General features: G+C 35.5%; 17 protein-coding genes. 5 read left to right on the forward strand and 12 right to left on the reverse strand.

From position 1 onward, the window contains the following. Positions 1–236: 236 nt before the first annotated feature. Positions 237–1,178 carry a D-2-hydroxyacid dehydrogenase gene (locus QA612_RS06040; RefSeq protein ID WP_278282881.1) on the reverse strand — a complete coding sequence of 314 codons (942 nt, stop codon included), beginning with the start codon at positions 1,176–1,178 and terminating at the stop codon, positions 237–239. 289 nt (positions 1,179–1,467) lie between these two features. Here QA612_RS06040 and QA612_RS06045 point away from each other — a divergent pair, with 289 nt between their 5' ends. Further along, entirely contained in the window at positions 1,468–1,770 is a 303-nt protein-coding gene (locus QA612_RS06045; protein ID WP_278282882.1) for a hypothetical protein, read from the forward strand. A 226-nt stretch (positions 1,771–1,996) separates the two neighbouring features. Here QA612_RS06045 and QA612_RS06050 read toward each other — a convergent pair whose 3' ends face one another. The 5 genes from QA612_RS06050 to QA612_RS06070 form a co-directional block, all read right to left on the reverse strand. Further along, entirely contained in the window at positions 1,997–2,248 is a 252-nt protein-coding gene (locus QA612_RS06050) for a hypothetical protein (protein ID WP_278282883.1), read from the reverse strand. A gap of 100 nt (positions 2,249–2,348) precedes the next feature. Continuing rightward, the gene (locus QA612_RS06055; protein WP_278282884.1) at positions 2,349–2,825 is read right to left on the reverse strand and encodes a DinB family protein; all 477 of its coding nucleotides are present in this window, start codon (positions 2,823–2,825) and stop codon (positions 2,349–2,351) included. A gap of 506 nt (positions 2,826–3,331) precedes the next feature. Beyond that, entirely contained in the window at positions 3,332–4,144 is an 813-nt protein-coding gene (locus QA612_RS06060) for a hypothetical protein (protein WP_278282885.1), read from the reverse strand. Beyond that, positions 4,141–4,842 (reverse strand): ABC transporter ATP-binding protein, encoded by a 702-nt coding sequence (locus QA612_RS06065; protein WP_278282886.1) that lies wholly within the window; start codon positions 4,840–4,842, stop codon positions 4,141–4,143. Before QA612_RS06065 ends, QA612_RS06060 begins: the two co-directional genes overlap by 4 nt. Then, positions 4,835–5,224: a GntR family transcriptional regulator gene (locus tag QA612_RS06070; RefSeq protein ID WP_278282887.1), complete on the reverse strand. Its 390-nt coding sequence runs from the start codon at positions 5,222–5,224 to the stop codon at positions 4,835–4,837. Before QA612_RS06070 ends, QA612_RS06065 begins: the two co-directional genes overlap by 8 nt. Positions 5,225–5,927: 703 nt before the next feature. On the opposite strand from QA612_RS06070, the gene QA612_RS06075 reads away from it, so the two are divergent. Beyond that, on the forward strand, positions 5,928–6,656 hold the full coding sequence (locus tag QA612_RS06075; protein WP_278282888.1) for a toast rack family protein: 729 nt from the start codon (positions 5,928–5,930) through the stop codon (positions 6,654–6,656). A gap of 189 nt (positions 6,657–6,845) precedes the next feature. Then, a complete protein-coding gene (locus QA612_RS06080) occupies positions 6,846–7,415 on the forward strand; it encodes a cupin domain-containing protein (RefSeq protein ID WP_278282889.1) in 570 nt (189 codons plus the stop codon). A gap of 74 nt (positions 7,416–7,489) precedes the next feature. Here the strand turns inward: QA612_RS06080 and QA612_RS06085 are convergent, their stop codons facing one another. The 4 genes from QA612_RS06085 to QA612_RS06100 all read right to left on the reverse strand — a co-directional run bounded on the left by QA612_RS06085 (position 7,490) and on the right by QA612_RS06100 (position 11,843). After that, positions 7,490–9,619: a heavy metal translocating P-type ATPase gene (locus tag QA612_RS06085; RefSeq protein ID WP_278282890.1), complete on the reverse strand. Its 2,130-nt coding sequence runs from the start codon at positions 9,617–9,619 to the stop codon at positions 7,490–7,492. Further along, positions 9,612–9,980: an ArsR/SmtB family transcription factor gene (locus QA612_RS06090; protein ID WP_278282891.1), complete on the reverse strand. Its 369-nt coding sequence runs from the start codon at positions 9,978–9,980 to the stop codon at positions 9,612–9,614. Before QA612_RS06090 ends, QA612_RS06085 begins: the two co-directional genes overlap by 8 nt. Positions 9,981–10,264: 284 nt before the next feature. Beyond that, the gene (locus tag QA612_RS06095; RefSeq protein ID WP_278282892.1) at positions 10,265–11,155 is read right to left on the reverse strand and encodes an acyl-ACP desaturase; all 891 of its coding nucleotides are present in this window, start codon (positions 11,153–11,155) and stop codon (positions 10,265–10,267) included. Between the two features lie 550 nt (positions 11,156–11,705). Then, complete coding sequence (locus QA612_RS06100; RefSeq protein ID WP_278282893.1) at positions 11,706–11,843, reverse strand: hypothetical protein; 138 nt, start codon at positions 11,841–11,843, stop codon at positions 11,706–11,708. Between the two features lie 267 nt (positions 11,844–12,110). Here QA612_RS06100 and QA612_RS06105 point away from each other — a divergent pair, with 267 nt between their 5' ends. Further along, a complete protein-coding gene (locus QA612_RS06105; RefSeq protein ID WP_278282894.1) occupies positions 12,111–15,122 on the forward strand; it encodes a fibronectin type III domain-containing protein in 3,012 nt (1,003 codons plus the stop codon). A 214-nt stretch (positions 15,123–15,336) separates the two neighbouring features. Next, positions 15,337–16,059 carry a polysaccharide deacetylase family protein gene (locus QA612_RS06110; RefSeq protein WP_278282895.1) on the forward strand — a complete coding sequence of 241 codons (723 nt, stop codon included), beginning with the start codon at positions 15,337–15,339 and terminating at the stop codon, positions 16,057–16,059. Between the two features lie 127 nt (positions 16,060–16,186). On the opposite strand, the gene QA612_RS06115 is transcribed toward QA612_RS06110, so the two are convergent. Both QA612_RS06115 and QA612_RS06120 read right to left on the reverse strand, forming a co-directional pair. Further along, the gene (locus QA612_RS06115) at positions 16,187–18,274 is read right to left on the reverse strand and encodes a transglycosylase domain-containing protein (protein WP_278283097.1); all 2,088 of its coding nucleotides are present in this window, start codon (positions 18,272–18,274) and stop codon (positions 16,187–16,189) included. 272 nt (positions 18,275–18,546) lie between these two features. Further along, positions 18,547–19,554, reverse strand: a complete 1,008-nt coding sequence (locus QA612_RS06120; RefSeq protein WP_278282896.1) for a glucosaminidase domain-containing protein — start codon at positions 19,552–19,554, stop codon at positions 18,547–18,549. Between the last annotated feature and the right edge of the window lie 39 nt (positions 19,555–19,593).

The following is a 19,593-nucleotide window of genomic DNA, read 5'->3' on the forward strand; positions in this document are numbered from 1 at the left end:
GCAAAAAAGCAGTCAACAAATGGATTAACCTTTGTAACTGCTTCACTAGAATTGAATGTATTCGCCACTTCACTAGCATCGTTTTTTTCATTTTGTATATCGCCTCTTCTTTGGTTCCTTTACTAAATAAAATGCACCCACAATTGTTCGTTATGTAATGTATGACTAACAATTGGGGTGCATTTTAAATATGCTCCTTGCTCTTCCACTACCAAAAAAACTCAGAAGAACCGTCCCTAAAACCCTTTTTTAAAGTCAACTACATTGGTTAGTTTTTTATTTTCTTCTATATTATTTAATGTTTGCAAAAAGCACTCTACTGCTTCTTCCGGCGTTGTTACTGCAGAAATATGCGGTGTTATCGTAACATTTGGGTGATCCCATAGAGGAGAATCCTTTGGAAGTGGCTCTTCCTCAAATACATCTAAAACTGCTGATCTAATATTCCCATTTTCTAATGCGGCTATTAAATCTTTATTATTCACGGATGCACCACGTCCTACATTAATAAAACCATCAGCTGATAATTGATCAAAAAATTCATGATTAAACATATCTACCGTATTATCCGTCAAAGGTAGTGTGTTAATAACATAATTTATTCCTTGAAAAAATTCTCCATCTAACTCTTCACGGAAAACTACTTTTTCAAAATGGTCCTTTTTTCTCCCACTTAGTGAAACCCCATACACTTTTACACCAAAGGAAGAAAAAACACGTGCCACTTCTTGCCCTATTTCCCCAGTGCCAAAAATAACGATACTGATTTCCTTTAAAAGTAGTGGTGTAATAGGGTTCCATTCTTTGTTATGTTGAAATTGATTAAATTTATTGTGATATTGTAAATCCTTTAATATATAACTTAATGAGTATTCACTTATTCTTTTACCAAAAGAGCAAATTGTCCTCGTTAAAGGTATTCCTTCCTTCCAAAAAGGTAATTGAAGAAACCTATCCACTCCAGCCCCAAGAGAATGAACCCATTTAATATTACCAAAATTAAAATTTTCCGTTGGACGAAAGGAGACATAGGCATCTGCCCATTGATAATCCTGTTCGGATACTTCCTCCTCAGCAAGAAAACGAAGCTGCTTGTTTTGTAAGTAACCCTCTCTTTTCATTATTTCTTCCACATCTTTATAAATATTCCCTGTGAACAATATTTTTGTTATCTTCAATTTGGTAACACCTCTTTGATTAATTAATAAAAAGTAAAACAAAATTAATTTCGCTTTACTCCTTCTTATAAATTCCACTTGAATTGTACCAAAATATTATATGAATAGACACTAGTTTGTTCATAACGTCCATTTCCGGAACAAAAATCATTTACCTTTTCATAAGCCAACTAAATAAAGAGATCACTCTAATCTTCTAATTTTTTTTAATCGTGACAATACACCTTATCGTGTTTTATATCATTAAATCGTTTATAATAGAAATAGATTTATGAAAGGAAAGATGATTATGATTAGTAAAGCTGATGTATTAGAAAGATTAAACACTTTAGTTGGTAAAGAACTAACTGCTACAAACTTACATAAAGCATTATTTTCTGAAGAGAAAGATCTAAAGAAGTTACGTCGTTTTGAATTAGGAAAGCAATCGTATGTTCAGTTCAAAATACATAAAGAAAGCAATGGCACTACGGGAACATTTGCTAAAATAACCGTTTTAGGAAATCCGAATACCTTTCGATTGGAACTAGAAGAGAAAGATGGGCAAATGATTATCCATTCAAAACCTAAAATAAACTTTTCTTACTTATGAAACTTGTTTTATCAAACATTAAAAAATAGTCAATCGTTTTATTGCGAGATGCAAAATTAGATAACTATTGGTGCATGCACAAGCTAGATCAAACACCTTTCACAACAAAAGTCACCGAATAATTTACATATTAGAATGGCACAAAGAACAGTTCTTCGTGCCATTATTTGATAGTTACTTATTGAACTATTGTTTACTCATTACATTATGTATCACTACAATGATATTATGGTCCCGTCCAATATAAAATTCTTACTATGAAAGGAAAAATAGCAAAAATTAATAAAATTCCATTTCCAATTAATCCTCTTTTTTTATCTCTGTCTTTTTCAGCAAATAATGCTAAGACAAATCCCATTCCAGAGGCAATAGCTCCAATTATTAACAAATGACTGATTACTAATAGATAAGCTATCATAAAAGCTATTAAACCGACAAAAAATAAAATGATAGAAACTAATCCTAATTTACTTTTCATAATTATTTCACCTCAATACTTAGAGAATTGTTGAACTTTACTTACCGATTTTGAAACATATGTCATCGACAGGCTATGCCACTATGGAACAATCGCTAGCCTAGAGTAAATTTGCAGGTAAAAACGTTCTTCCAATGAAATTAGCAGATACAGGTTTAAGCTTCAGTTCTCTTGCCCAAACAGAAAGTTGACCAATGTGGTGAATCTCATGAATGATTATATGATGCAAAATTTCATCAACAGTATATTTATCTTCGTCCCAAGTTACACTCACTACTTTTTCTTTTCGTTCATCAACGTTTTCTTTAATAAATTCAGCTATTTCAATTCGAAAAGTATTTGAAAGAGATTTGACCTTTTCAATCGTGTTATAATTTGTAAATTCTAATACTACATCTTCTTTATCTTGTATTCCACGAATCCAACTATACTCAACATCAATAATGTGAAAAAGTGTATATAATATACTTCCTGCTCCCCCAGTTCGGTTTTTTAATAACTCAGCATTGGGTAGTTGTTTGCACCATTCAAACCATTCGTCTCTTACTTGCCAGTTATATTCAAAGAAATGTATCAATTTAATCCCCCCAGATATATTGTACAAAAAATCATATGATATCTAATAACTTCTTTTCATTTAACAAAATTCCCTGTTTTCTATAAAAAATAAAACTAAGTAACACTCTTTTGAACGAACACTTACCCGTTTAAGATTTTCATCTCGTAGTTATAAAGTATTTCATCATCTAGATTAAACAATGATTTCCCTTCTTTCAGTTGTTTAAGACTTAATTATACACACATTATCCATCAAGTTTTGTATATTATTTCCATTAACTTTAACATACTTTTCCAAATAAATCTCATTTTCTATTAAATAAGCATGTGCTCATGTGCTGACAACAACAACAAAAAAACACATGTGATTCCTGCTGTGAAATCGCATGTGTTTTTGAATGTGAATGGTTTGTTTGCACCTCTGTAGTAAACCCATTCATGTGTACCACCCGTTTTTTCCTACTGATTTTTAATTTATTCTGTGTATCTAAAGTAAATCAGTTAGATAAGATGATCGACTGTTTTTTACCCTACTTGAACTTTTCGATCTAATAGCCAGGATAGAAGTACAAACATCCCAAAAAGAACCACGACACCAAAAAATATTTGCCCTATATACAGAGGATGGAGAATTTCTTGACCAACATCTATAGCTGTCTCACTTCCTCCTTGAAACATAATTTGTTCTGGAAAAGCAAAATTCCTAATGAATCCCCAGTGTGTCATTGTTGCAAAGAGATTCGTATGGATGAGCAAAATATACCCGTAGAAAAAACCACCTATTAATACTGCACCAATTACTCCACCAAATGGTCTAGTAACTTTCGACATAAGAAAAATAAAGGCAACACCTAATGCTAGTAGTACAGAAATAAATGGAATGACAAGGAGAAAATAAGGGACCATTTCAATAAAAGTAGATCTCACCGTTTCCATAGCAATAGCATGCTCTTGTCCGTTAACCCTTTGCTGAAATAGGTCAATTGCCCGATTAATAAAGATATACGTAAAGACTAATGTTATCAGTAATGAAACAACAAATTGTATAAACGTAATCAATAGTTTTGACAAAAGTAGCTGCCAACCTGGCAAAGGTAAATTCATCCAAATATAGACTGTATTCTCCTTCCACTCCTTCCTTAATGAACCTAGTAGATCGAGTCCAACTGCTAAAAGGTGAGCAAAAATTGCTGCAAACGCTAATAATAGGAGAAAGGGGGAATAATGTCCCATACCAAAATATATTAGAAGGTAAATGGTAAGTAAAGCTAGTAAGCCTATTCCAAACATTGTAGAACTAGCTTTCCATTCTTTTTTTAATAACGAAGTCCAGCTCATGCTAAAACCTCCTTCATAGATTCTACGAGACTAGTATTGCGCTTTTCTCTCAAGGAATCTACATTATCCTTTAATAATATCTTCCCATCCTTCAAAAAAATTACATAATCCAAAAATGGTTCTACTTCTGCTACTTCATGAGTTGATAAAACGACCATTTGTTTTTCTACATCCACATAAGAGACAATCATTTTTAAAATATCCTCACGTACCAGTGGATCTAAACCAGATAGTGGTTCATCCATTAATAAAATGGGAGCATTTCTTGCTAACGTTAAAACAATCTTTAGGCGTGCTCTGTTCCCCTTGGATAAACTCTTAATTTTCTTCTTATGGTCTAGTTTTAATATATCTGCCATTTCAATTGCCTTCTCTTTAGAAAAATAGGGAGTCGTTCCTTTATAAAAATGAATAGCTTCTTCCACTGTTTGAAAAGAATACAAAGAATCAATTTCTGCTAAAAATGCAATTTGATTCCCAGATCTCCTCGTAATTTTCTTATCAGATAGAAGCACCTGCCCTGCAGAAGGTTGTACTAAGCCTGCCATTAGTTTTAATAAAGTAGACTTCCCACTTCCATTTGGACCAATTAGACCTACAATTCCTGGCTGTTCCAGTTTTAAATCAACACGAGATAATGCATCTTGGTTAATAAATCGTTTTGATACATCATTCAAAGATAATATGAGATTATTCATTTTCCCTTCCTCCCTTATTGATTATGCGCAATTGTTTTTGAATTAGTTCCATAATTTCTTCCTCATTAAAACCGTTTTGTATCATTACAGTAAGAAAGGCATCGATATGCTTTTCGGCGGTCCTTTCCCTTAACTCGTTTATCATCTGTTGATCCTCCGTCACAAAGGTACCTTGCCCCCGCTTCGAAATAACTACTTTTTCTCTTTCCATCTCCATATAGGTTCGAGAAACTGTATTAGGGTTGACCCCTACTTCTACAGCAGTTTCTCGAACGGAAGGTAATTTATCTCCTGCTTCTAATTCAAATCTACATATTTTACCGTAAAAATACTCCATTAGCTGCAAATATATAGGACGATTTTGATCAAACTGTATTGTCATGAAAGGCCTCCTTTCACATTATAATATCCAATACCCTCCACCAATATTAGTGTACTAATCAAATAGTACACTAATATTGTGTGTGCTGTCAACTAACCATTGACAATAATTGAAATGCTTTATTTACCACAAATACTCATATTTCCACAATGGATCTCAATGCAAGTGAAAACTTGCACCATGGAGGATGAAAATAAGGATATTGTATTTACTTCGTCGAACTTAACTCATAGTTTCTGGATAGCTCAGGGATTTTATAGAAAGCTTCTCAACTTTGGCGTTTTATTTTTTTCCTTTCCACGGGTCAATCAACCCACAAGCAGTAAAAACGAGATTTGCAGGAACATAGAAGGGCGCCAATGAACCTGCAAATCAACAATTCGCAGGATCTCGTTCGTTCAGACGTCTTCTTCGCTTTCACACTTTAAGAATTTTTAGAATTGCCAGTTGTAGTGCACCCTTTACTTTCTACTTATGTAAAGTGTTTCTCTGTAGCTTCATCTGTCTAGATAACGGGTAGTGGATTTTAAGTTTCGTTGATTGAGTCACCGCATTCACTCCTGAACTAACGCTTTTTTTCAGAGTAGACAATCAAATTAAAATACACCTTAGGTCTTACTTCTTTTAATTCTTTCGTACATTATCAGTTCCTAATACTTCCATTAATATAAGTAATATAAGCTACAGATTTGGAGGAATAAAAATGAAAAAACTATTAATAGTTGGGGCTATTAGTATACTTTTAGTTATGATTACAGGTTGTGGATTTTTGCAGTCAATAAATGGTGTTTTTCAAAATGTAGAAAGTAATAAAATTGTTGTGAAAAAAGATGATGCTAAGGAGCTAGATATCAGGTTAGGATTCGGAGTTGGTAAATTAACGGTAGCTAGCGGATCATCAGATTGGCTTTCAGGAGAGCTTGAATATACTAGTAATTTTAAAGTGGATGTAAATTATGAATTAGATAGGGAAATGGGGAGCATTACTGTTAATCAAAAAAATAAAGGGAAATGGAAAACAATTTTTGGAGAACAAAAAAACACATGGGATATACAGCTATCAGAAAACATTCCAATGAATCTGTATATAAATACGGGAGCATCTGATACAGAATTAGACTTAAAGGATTTAAATTTATCAAGTCTTAACGTGGATGCTGGAGTAGGTAGTATTGTAGTAGACCTTAGCGGGGAGTGGGAAACTAGTTTTGATGCTACAGTTAAAACAGGTGTTGGAGAAACAACCATCATACTCCCAAAGGAAGTTGGTGTGTTAATCACTGCTTCAACAGGAATTGGTGATACAACGTTTAATGGATTCACTTCTATAGGAAAAAACGAGTATGTAAATAATGCGTACGATAATGCTGATGTGATAATTCATCTAAACGCTGAAACCGGCATAGGAAAAACAACATTTATATTAAAATAATCATACACAAAATTGATTTAAACAAAGGAAAGTAATTCTATGACTTACTATGACTTTATTTATGACTCATGTGACCTTTCTATCGTTCACCCATTGATTATACAATATAACCACAGGTGTATAGTTGTTTACCCCTAGAAGTAACTCCTATAAAACAACTTACAACAACGGATAGAGAGGATGATACGAATGAATTTAGAAGAACGTTCAATAGTACACGGAATTACTGGAGAAAAAATTACCTTTCTGGAATCCTGCCATGAAACAAATGGAGAATATTTAAAAATTAAAGTAGACCTCCCGCCTAAAGGGGAAGGACCACCTCTACATTATCATAAAGCATTTGAGGAATTATTTGAGGTTATTGAAGGTGAATTAACAATAACTGTAGAAGGGAAGAATAAATCATACTTCACTGGTGAGCAGGTCAAGGTACCTAAGCTAGTTAACCACACCTTTTACAATGCCACCGATAAGCCTGCTTCCTTTTATGTCACCTTAACACCAGGACATCACTTTGAAGAATCCATGCGTATTGCTTATGGCTTAATTGCAGATAAAAAAATAAATAAACAAGGTGTCCCAAAAAATTTAATACATACAGCCATATTACTAAAGATGCAAGATTCGAATATAGTAGAAATGCCTAAATTTGTCTCAGGTGTATTATTCAATAGCCTATATGGTTTAGGTAGATTATTTGGTGTTCAAAAATCACTAGAAAAAAAATATTTACCTAAACACCTCATTAGGAAGTAAGAGAAAAATCTATGCAAAAAAGAGGCGCTGTAAGACAAAACTATCTTCCGGCGTTTCTTTATTTATTCACTTTTTTATTTTTCTTCCTTCACCTTTACTAGTCTTAGACTATTTAACGTAACGAGTAATGTAGCACCCATATCAGCAAAAATAGCAATCCATAGTGTCAACCAACCAGGGATAACTAACAATAATGCAACTGCCTTTATAGCTAAAGAGAAGGTAATATTTTGTTTAATAATTCTCAATGCCTTCTTACTTAACTTAATCATATAGGGCAATTTGCTCAAATCATCGGACATTAATGCAATGTCAGCTGTTTCTATAGCAGTATCTGTACCTGCCCCTCCCATTGCAATTCCAACTGTTGAGGCAGCAAGTGCTGGAGCATCATTGACTCCATCTCCTACCATAGCTACACCTTTATGAGTATCCCTAAGTTCTTTAATGAAGTTCAGTTTATCTTGTGGTAGTAGATCAGCTTTTATAGTCGAAACACCTAGTTCCTTACCAATAGCAGCTCCTGTCTTTTCGTTATCTCCTGTTAGCATAACAGTTTCTACCCCAATTCGATTTAAGCTACTTATCACATCTTTTGATACTTCTCTCATTTCATCAGCTACAGCAATCAAGGCTAGAATTTCCTTTTCCGTTCCTAATATCATGACAGTCTTACCTGCTGTTTGAAGTTGTGAAATATATTGTAACGTTGAAGGTTCTATGGATGAATGTAACTCCTTGAATAAATTGGGACTCCCTACAAAAAATGTTTTATTTTCGATTTTTGCTTTAACACCCTTACCAATGATGGATTGAAAATCATCTACAGCTATTTCATTAATATTCAAACCCTTATCTTCCGCTTTCCTAATGATGGCAGTTGCCAATGGATGCTGCGATCCTTTCTCTATAGCAGCTGTAATAGTCAACCATTCTGCTTCATCACCACTTAATGTAATCATGTCTGTTACAGCAGGTATACCTTTGGTTAATGTCCCTGTTTTATCAAATGCAATAACCTTTAGAGCACCTGCTTCCTCTAAGTGAACACCACCTTTAATTAATACCCCATTCCTAGCTGCATTTCCAATTGCTGTAACTATAGCAATTGGTGTAGAAACAACCAATGCACATGGACACCCAACAACTAGCGTAGCTAAACCTAAGTAAATCCAGTTATTCCAGTCTCCTCCGAAAAACAAAGGCGGAATTATGACAATGAAGAAAGCTAATATAATGATGGCAGGTGTATAATATTTAGAGAATTTATCCACAAAAGCCTGAGATGGAGCTCTTTCTTCTTGTGCTTCTTCTACTAAATGAATGATTTTTGCGATCGTCGTATCTTCTACACGCTTTGTTACTTTTACCTCCAGTAACCCTTCCTCATTTAACGTTCCTGCAAAGACTTCATCATTAATTGCTTTTGAAAGAGGGACACTTTCTCCAGTTATTGCAGCCTGATTAATGGTTGACATTCCTTTTACAACTACGCCATCCATGGCTAATTTTTGACCAGGTTTCACAATCATAATATCCCCTACTAAAATATCCTCTACGGGTATCACCATTTCTTTATTACCTCGTCGAATTAACGCTTCTTTCGGAGCAATTTCCATCAGTGACTCGATGGATTTACGAGCTTTGTCCATCGAATAACGTTCTAGTGCTTCACTTACAGCAAATAAAATAACGACAATTGCCCCTTCCATCCATTCTCCAATGATGGCTGCACCGATAATGGCAACAGTCATCAATGTGTGCATATTAAACTTCAATTGAAACAGATTTTTTATGCCTTTAAAAAATAAGGAATAACCACCAATTACTATAGAAGCTCCTATCCCTATTGTTGATAAAACTTTTCCATCTTCATATACTTCACCAACAATAAAACTAACCATTAGCAAAATAGCTGAAATATACACCTTTACAGTCTCTTTTTGTTTCCAAAATGAGCTTCGTTCTATTGATCTATCATTCACTTCTCGTATTTTTAAATTTTCAAAAGAACCTGCCTTTTCTAGCTCTTCAATGGTCGTACTACCAACTACAGATACTTTTGACGCACCGAAGTTCACTTTCGCATCTATAACACCATCCAGGTGTTTCACGTTCGTTTCGAACGTTTTCGCACAGTCTGCTCATGTGAAACCTTGAACTCGATACGTTGTTCTTTCTTCTAAATCTTGCTGTTTAGCCATTTTCTTTTCCTTCTTTCTTGTGCTCTAATGCAATAAACATTAATTGTTTAATATGGTCATCATCTAGAGAATAAAAAGCTAATTTGCCTTCCTTTCTAAATTTCACTATTCCTTGTTTATGTAGTGTTCTTAAATGATGGGAAGTAGTTGCAACTGTTGCACCAATTATATTTGCAATATCACACACGCATAATTCATCCTCTTGACATAATGAATACGTTATTTTTGTGCGATTCTCATCTGCCAGTGCTTTAAACAAAAGGGACACACTATTCGTGTCTTCTTTTAGTAATTCTGTCTGAATACTGTTCACCTTTACTTCATCAAAACAATAAATCTCGCATGTATCTTTCTTAGTCAAAGCCCTTCACCCCATTTTTATTTCTTTGAATAACACATAGTCTCAAATGTTATTCAAACTTTCATTTGAATATATAATAACATCAAATAACATAACATTCAAACGTTCATTTGATTAATATCTTTTTTAAAATTATGTCCTATAAAAATAGAATCTGTTTATCTTTATTAGTGATTGTTGCTTCTCTATGCTCTATTACACCTTTAACACAACCTAAAAATATGGAATAAGAAAAGACCTAATCCCAATAAATATAGGATAGGCCTCGTTTATACGTGATTAAATTATTTGTTCTTGTAAAAACGATCTCTTACTTTCTTTAATCTCGCATGATGATTTAATATATCTAATCTTGCTTTTTCTGCCTCAGGAGCAATTGGTCGTAATTTATCTATTTCCCAATATTCAACGATCACGTCTAGCACTTGATCAAAATACTCAAGTGGACCATAGTTTGCTTCTTTAGCAATAATAGACATTCGATCTTCAAAGTCTGGCATGACAGCACCTGGCATTTTAAAATTCTTAATAACATGACCTAAATAATAGCAATAATTCGGCTCAAGTTGTAGGTGATGTTTGATGACATCACGATAAAAGGCATAGTGTAACGTTTCATCTTTTGCTAATCTGCGTAGTAGCGTTGATAAATCTTTATCATGGTCATTTGCCAGCTTGGCAACATTTAAATAGAAAACCATCGTAGCTAACTCTTGTAATGTTGTATATACCATCGTTTCAAATGGAGTTTCAAAGTCAGGGTTAAAACCACTTTCTACTGTCTGCTTATGTAGTTGATGTAAACGCATCGGTTCTACATTTCTAGTAATTAATAAATAGTTCTCAAGTAAATTAGAATGTTGATCTTCCTCTGCTGTCCAAGTATGAACAAAGTCCCTAACGACAGAAAGAGAACCCTTAAACGTTTGATCTAAATGTGATGTAAACCACGGAAGATTAACCTCTGTTAATAAAGCTGTTTCAACTGCTGTAATAATAGGTTTAGGTAAGGTAACCTGACTTTCATCCCATGGTACTCTTTGAAAACTCATCGCTTTATCCCATGGTAAAAACTCGTGATATCCCCAATCTATCTTTGCTGCTCGAACTTTATGGTCTTCGTACATTTCTCTTAATTTCGGTTCTAATCTAAAATCTAAGTGATTTGTTAACAAAATTATGCCTCCTCCATTTAATCAAAAAAGATTGCAAATTAATATAATTCTGAAAATACCTTCATGCTGTATTTTATTATACAGACATAAATCAACTATTACCACGTTAAATAAGTTATAAAACCACTTAATTCAATTTTTATTTAATAAGAAACTTAAAAAAAGTATCCTTCTTTTGTCATGTCTAAAACTCCTTGTTCTTACTCTCTAAGTCATATTCCCCATTTATAATGAACTTTATTTCGACAAACAATTACTAAAAATATTCTCGGCAACAATAATGAACGTAACCTTCTAGATTTTTATGTCGTTTATAGAGGTATCTGTTAGTTGACATATAGTTCTTTTAATATAGTTATTTTGTTACTTCCCTAAGTGATTTGGTTTCAACTATAATTTCCTTGTACAAACAAGTTTAGCTATTTTTACCCGTGAGAATGGGCCTGTAATTTTCTTAGAAAGTTTGTATTCTTAGCTGAAATTACTTTGAAAATTATTTCTATATATTAAACTTTAGTAAACTTGTCTTTTATCCGCTTCAAAACTCGCTTCATTTTACATCTTCGAATGTTTTATTAGAAATAATCCACCTAGATACCAACTGGTTTCCCTTCATTAACCTGACATCCAAAATATATTTTAAAAGTGCTAACACATACTCAACCGTCATAAAAAACGTTTTTTCCATAACACTCCCCTTCCTCGTATCCTATGGGGTTTAGAAGTGTGCCAAATTAAATTTTTATAACATTTACACATTCAATGTTCATTTAGAAAAGGTCGCCAAAAGAACACATGTTCCTTTTGGGGTTGTATCAACATATTGCTGAAAAGGTGGTGATTCAAATGCAAATCATTTAGCAGTTCTGTTCGTGTTTTATAGTAAAAGAAGAACATATCATCATAGCCAAACAAATTTATCCAAAAACAATACACAGAAAAGGATGGGAAAATGATGAAACAAAAAAAGAAGCTCAGTATTTTTCTAGTATTAATCATGCTTTTTAGTACATTTGCACTTAGTGGAATTGGTTTTTCACAAGTACAGTCATCAGAACTTCCTGAAGCACCTGTCAATTTACAAATACCTACTCTTGCTTATGATGAAGAAAGCATCACTCTCGTTTGGGAGAAGCCAGAGAATTATAGTGATATCGTTGATTTTAATGTTTACATGGATAATAAAAAATTAGGTAGTGCAAAAGAAGACTATAATAGTTTTCCAAGAGCCTATTTCGATAATTTCTATGAGAATATTGACGAAGACGGTTTTCACGTTGAAATACTTATACTTAATTATAAAGTGGAAGGCTTAAAGCCAAATAAATCTTATAAGTTCCACGTTACTTCCGTTAATGCTGAAGGAGTAGAATCGGCTCCTTCCAATACAATTGTGGGAACTACAACATCAATACCTGAAGTTTTCAACATTTTAGATTTTGGAGCAACTCCTGACGACGAGCAAGACGATACAGCAGCCATCCAAGCGGCCATCGACGCAGTATCACCAGGTGGAAAAGTATTAATCCCTGAAGGGAAGTTTATCTCTGGTGAACTATGGCTTAAAGGTGAAATGACGTTCCAAGTAGACGGACACCTCCAAGCTTCTTTAAATCCAGAAGTTTATACTCGAGGACATTGGCTGTATGACTTTTCTACTGATCAACGGAATTATGCTTTAATTAATATCCATACGTACGATTACTATAGTATAAAGAACGTCAGAATCGTAGGAAACGGGATCATTGATGGAAATGGTTGGAAGGAATGGCCAGGTAATGAAAAGCTTGTAGATGAAGTTGGCAATGAATGGGATCTATTCTGGCCAGGAAACAACTCTAACGTTACTGGAGGGGTTCCCGCTGTTCTACCGGATGGCACACTTGCTCCAATAGACCTAGATAATCCGAACGTACGTGGTAGATTAGCAGCTCTTCAATCGTGGCATGCTCAAGCAGAAGGAATGAATCAATCCGGTGCCTATCCAAACCGTTCAAGCCTCATTGTAGCTAGAGGTGTAGATGGCCTTTATTATGAAGGTATCACTCAGATCAATTGCTCTTATCATGGTATTGTAAATCTTCATAGTAAAAATATCGTCGTTAACAATACGATCACAGCTAACTATGACGTAAATAACGGTGATGGTTGGGAATTTGGAAACTCACAGAACATTATGGTGTTTAATAACTTTATTGATTCCGGTGATGATGCGATTAACTTTGCTTCCGGCTTAGGACAAGCTGTAGCTGATGTAGAACCAACAGGAAAAGCTTGGATATTCAATAACTACATTCGAGAAGGACATGGTGGTGTTGTTGCTGGTAGTCATACTGGAGGTTGGATTCAAGACTTCCTCATTGAAGATAATGTGATGTATAAAACGGACGTAGGACTGCGTATGAAAACAAATACACCGATGGGTGGTGGAGCACGCAACTTCCTATTCCGAGACAATGCTCTTGAAAATATCGACGGTGATGGACCATTTGTCTTTACATCTGCATACACCGACGGAAACCAGGTTATTGAATATGAACCAACAAAAACAGTTTCACGATTTAGCGATGTTGTTATTGAAAATACAACAGTACGTAATCAACTTGGAAATAATAGACGTGCCATCTACATCGTTGGTATTTTAGATCAAAACTTTGGTGAAGTGTATCATGGAGATATCACCTTTAAAGATGTGAAGTTTGATAACGTATATGCTGCAGATATTCGCTATGCAGACAATGTTCATTTTGAGAATGTGGAATGGACAAACGTTATAGGCAATGGTGGTAATCCGTATAGAATTGTAAATTCGCATGGTCTTACTTTTGAGAACTCCACAATGGATGATGTTTCCATCAATGCTTCAGAAGCACCTGTATGGAATGAAGGTGCCGAGATTACCGCTACATCGATACGCGATGCAGCTGTTACATTATCGTGGCCATCTGCAACTGACAACTTAGAAGTCGTTGGATATACCGTATATAAAAACGGAGAAAAGGTTACCCAACCATACCAAACAACTGGTGGGACAATGTATAATGTTTCAGGCCTTGCACCTGCGACAGAATATACATTCAAAGTAGAGGCGCTAGATGCTACAGGTAACCGTACTACAGACGGGCCTGAGATTACAGTAACTACCACTGGAGAAGCGGATGTTACTCCTCCTACGTCACCTGAAAATGATAAAGTTTCATCTGTTACTACAAGAATTCCAGGAACGATTACATTTAGTAGACAGACTGTTGACGTCATATACCCTGGATATACTTGGGCGACAGTTCAATGGAATGCTGCTAGTGATGAATATGGCATAGCTGGCTATAATGTGTATGCAAATGGTGAATTTAACGGTTTCTCTAAAACAAATCGTTACACCCTGACTGGCCTTGATATGGGATCAACTTATAAAGTGGAAGTAGAAGCTGTAGATACATCTGGAAACACCACTTTATATCAACATGAAGATATATTGTTTGTTAAAACAAGACCACCATATGCTACTGGAGCACCTGAATTTGAAGAAGAAGCACTAGAAGCAGTCGTCGGTGATGATAAAAAGAGTGTCACTCTTAACTGGACGCCAGCAACTTGGGATTCTTCAGTAAACCAAGATGTCTTCGGATACAGAGTTTATGTAAATGGTCAACCAGTAAAAGATGATGATGTCATCTTTAATCCAGTAAACGATGAAATGACTACTGCCGACACAACCTTTACTGTAACTGGTCTTGAAACAGGTAAGCGTTATACCTTCTCTGTTGAAGCAGGAGGTGTGACAACAAAGCTGGCTAAGAGAGAACGACTGGCTGATGTTTTACCGAACGCTTTATTAGAAGTTGAGGATTTCCGCTGGAGTGGTTTCGGACCGAGTATTGAGGTTCACGTAACACCTCGGGCGACACCATCAAATGGTAAGCCAGACACACCACCAGGAAATTCAAAAAATAGATCTGGAAACTAACGCTATTATCAACAGCCCTTGAATAAATATCAAGGGCTGTTGTTCTTTTTTCATGAGAAATAAGGACCCCTGCAATCAGTTTCCCTTTAAGCGAGAGAATGCTATGATTCTATTAGAAAATAATGAAAAAATCCTTAATAAATAATTTTTTGTATATTCCCCCCTTAGCTAAGCCGAGACAAACCGACATTCAGGAAGAGAGTGAAAAGTACAAATGAAAAAAATGATCGTCATTTTATGTATTATTATCCCTATATTTTTGCTAGTCGGATACACATTAAATGAAACTTCTAAATCTAGAAATTTTCAATTTTTCGGTGGACTAGTAACACAGGTAGAAACAAATGAAAAAGTAGTAGCATTAACATTCGATGATGGCCCCGGTATCAATACGCAAGAAATATTACATATATTGAAAAAGAACGATGTAAAAGGAACATTTTATTTAACCGGCTATGAAATCGAAACTTATGTACACGATGCCGTTGACATTGTGGAAGCTGGTCATGAAATTGGCAATCATTCTTACTCCCATCAACGAATGGTGTTTAGATCACCTTCATTTATTGAAGAAGAAATTGAAACAACAGATGAATGGATACGACACATTGGCTATGAAGGAGAGATCACTTTCAGACCACCATACGGGAGAAGATTGTTTTTATTACCCCATTACTTAGCAAAACACGACAGACAAACAGTCCTTTGGAATATTGAACCGGAGTCCTACCCAGACATCGCCAATGATTCCTCGAAAATTGTATCGCACGTTGTAGACAACATTGAACCGGGATCCATCATTTTATTGCACGTTATGTATGAAAGTCGTAGAGAATCACTAGATGCCGTTGAAGGAATCATTACTACTTTAAAAGAGGAAGGCTATTCCTTCGTCACTGTTTCTGACTTATTAAAATATAATAATGAAGAAGCCTAATTTAGCTTTTAAAATCTCCTAACCCTTGAAAATTCTCTAAAAAAATTGAAAATCCATTCTCATTTTCACTTGAGAATGGATTTTTTTGTGGGATAATCTTCGAAACTCTGTACTATGACTGTCCCCTTTACCTCCCCTGACCTCTCCCCTGTCCTGGATTGTCTTGGCCTCTTCCTTGTCCTGGGGGATTGTCTCGATCCCTATCATGTCCTGGAGGTGTCTGTTGACCTCGTTCTTTGTCTTTATTTTTCCCTTTATCTTTCTCTTTCCCCTTATCTTTTTCCTTGTCGTCCTTCTTTTTGTCATTCTTATTATTGTTTCCCTGAGACCTCTCCGGTTCCATAAAGGAAGATACTGGAACCCCAACTAACGCCTGAGACATGATCGTTTGGAAAATCCTTGCTGGATGATTACCACCTGTAGATTCCATCACAGCATCAGGCGTAATTCTATCGTAACCAACCCAAACAGCTGCTACTAATTCTGGTGTATACCCAACAAACCATGCATCCGACGTTCCTGATTTCCCTTCAAAAGCATCTGTCGCAGGTAGCTGTGTTGTTCCAGTTTTACCTGCAATTGGTCGATCTAACAATGCATTTCTTCCCGTTCCTTCCTGCACGACACTCTCAAGTAGTTTGGTCATTGCATATGCATCTTCAGACTCCATCACTTGTATCTCTTGTATGTCTCTTTCCCCTAATACCTCACCACTCTCCGTGATAATTTCATTTATTCCGTAAGCCTCATTCATTACCCCAAGGTTAGGAAACATACTAAATGCCTGTGTTAACTGAAGAGGTGAAATTCCTTCTGTCATTCCACCTAACGCAAGACTAAGCTGACGATCATTCTCATGTAGCGGAATCTGTGCCCGTTGTAGGAAATCTATCCCTGCATCCACTCCCAATTCATTTAAAAGCCATACCGCTGGAACATTAATGGAATGAATCATTGCATCATGCAACGTAACCTCTCCACGATATTGATGATCATAATTCCTTGGAGAATAGCCATCAAAATCTAATCTCTCATCTACTAGTAAAGAACTAGCAGTATAACCTCTTTCCAATGCAGGAGCAAATACAGACAGTGGTTTAATAGCTGATCCTGGCTGTCTTTTCAATTGTGTTGCACGATTAAAACCACGATATACATGCTCTTGTCGGTAACCAATAAGACCACGTACCCCACCTGTATATGGATCCAAGACTACAGATGCCCCTTGAAGAACACCATCTCCCGTACTCTCCGGAAACAATTCCTCATTCTCAAAGGTAGACTGAATCGCATCTTGGACAGTCGTATCTATTTCCGTGTAAATATGCACATCCCCTGCCCAAATTCGTTCCTCCGTTAACCCATGGACATTGATCGCCTCATCAATAATAAAGTCAACATAGCCAGGATATTTCCCCCGTAAACTATCCTCCTCTATTTCCCAATCACGTAGAACAATGTCACTCTCCGTTGTTTCTTCATATATCTTTTCATCTATAAAACCTTGCTCCATTAACAAAAACAAAACTAGATTCCGACGATCTATCGCCATCCCCTCATTTTGAAAAGGAGAATAATGAGAAGGCGCCTTCGGTAAAGCTGCTAAAAGTGCCGCCTCCTCTAAGGAAATTTCCTGTACCTCTTTACCAAAATACACATTTGAAGCATTCTGAATTCCCCATGTTCCCTCACCAAAATAAATATGATTTAAATACAATTCTAAAATCTCATCCTTACTAAACTCCCTCTCAATACGAACCGCCGTAATCACTTCCCTAAACTTTCGACCAAACGTCCGATCAGAAGTAAGAAATAAATTCTTCGCCAACTGCTGCGTAATCGTGCTACCACCCTCCACAACAGTCCCTGCCCGCAAATTCCGCCAAGCAGAACGAACAATCCCACGAACATCAACACCATTGTGGGAAAAATAACGTTGATCCTCTACTGATATAATTGCATGGATAAGGTCTTCGGGTATCTCCGATAAAGATACATGTGTGAACCTTGCCGAAGACAGCTCCGAAACAGGGTCACCATGAACATCATAAATGACAGTCGCTGCTCCAACAGGATCATCTAACTTACTAAGATCTATGCGATACGCATCAACAACAAAATATGTAAACACAATAAGAATTACGGCAATAAATGCTACAATAAACAATCTAAATTTCTTCAGTAATCTGATCAATCGAGACAACAACAATTTCATGTTCACGACGAAAGACACTCTCCTTTGGTCCAACTCATGTTGTTATTACTTTTTCAAAGCATAATTTTGAAGCAAGGTTCTTCACCAAATGAATTGCCTATATTAATTTTATACAACTTTCTTTAAACCCGTAAACATTTTCTTCTTGTCAAAATTCCTTTGATTTATACTATAAATCAAGCTTTGTTATTACAGATCAAAACAAAAAAACTACTCCCTAGTACGTAAAAAGATCCGTAATAGGGAGCAAAATTCCATTCATTCACATCTGTTTATTGTTTAAAAAACTGAACAATTTTTCTAAATACGTCCTGTAACGATTGAACGAAAGACTTCTCTGATGAATCATTTGTTTCAACAGATAAAAGATAAGATTCCTGCAATTGTAACACTCTATTTCCTCTGTTCTGTAAGATTTCAATATCTATTTCTAATTGATGAATAGTAGTCCCTTCCTCAACAAACTCCTCTTCGGATTCCGACTCTATTATTTCTTTATTAAGTAAATGAGAATCATCTTGCATTTGCTCAGACACTTGCTCATTTGTACTTGTAACGTGATAATCTAATAAATTCCAGCTATCAATTAATCTCCCAACAGATTCTTTATAGTAATCACCACCAAGATGATTGTATCCAGCGTTGGCAATGTCGTATAAATACTCTTTTGTAGCTTTTTCATCACTCCAACCGTTCTTCAATCGTTCTTTGTATGCGTCTCTTGCAAAAACATACCTTTCATTAACTAGCAACGTTCCAGTTAAGTAATCGACAGCCTCTCCAAAGCTACTAAACTTTCGATACCAATTATCCCGTCGTTCTGTTTCATCATATACAATCCGATCATCTCCGAAATTAGCAAGTACAGGAATGTCACGATCAAAGTCCTCATCTGGTTGTCCTTGAAGCTGCCATGCATTCGTGGAGTTCCCGCCCCATACTTTTATCCCAAAAAGATTATTCGCATAATGTGCAATCCTTGTTGTTCCGTAACCACTTTCAAGAGCTGCCATACCGATTATTGCAGCTGCAGGTATTCCCCACTTTTTATGACTTTCTACAGCATAATCAGAAACGGTATGAATAAATCGTTCCTGTTCTTTTGCAGTTGGATTATCTACCATTGGCAAATAAACATTTGTATTTTTTCCTACTTCCTCATTTTCATTAGGGGTTGGAAAAAAATTCGATAATATATTTTCACCATGGCTAGTAGACTGAAATGGTTGAATAATAAATAAGATTAATAGAATCATAGAAATAAAAAGCTTGTACTTCATAAAAAACCTCCTCGTCACACTACATTGTAACGTTAAGAG

Origin of the sequence: Evansella sp. AB-P1 (genome assembly GCF_029688925.1) — a bacterium.
Lineage (GTDB): Bacteria > Bacillota > Bacilli > Bacillales > Salisediminibacteriaceae > Evansella.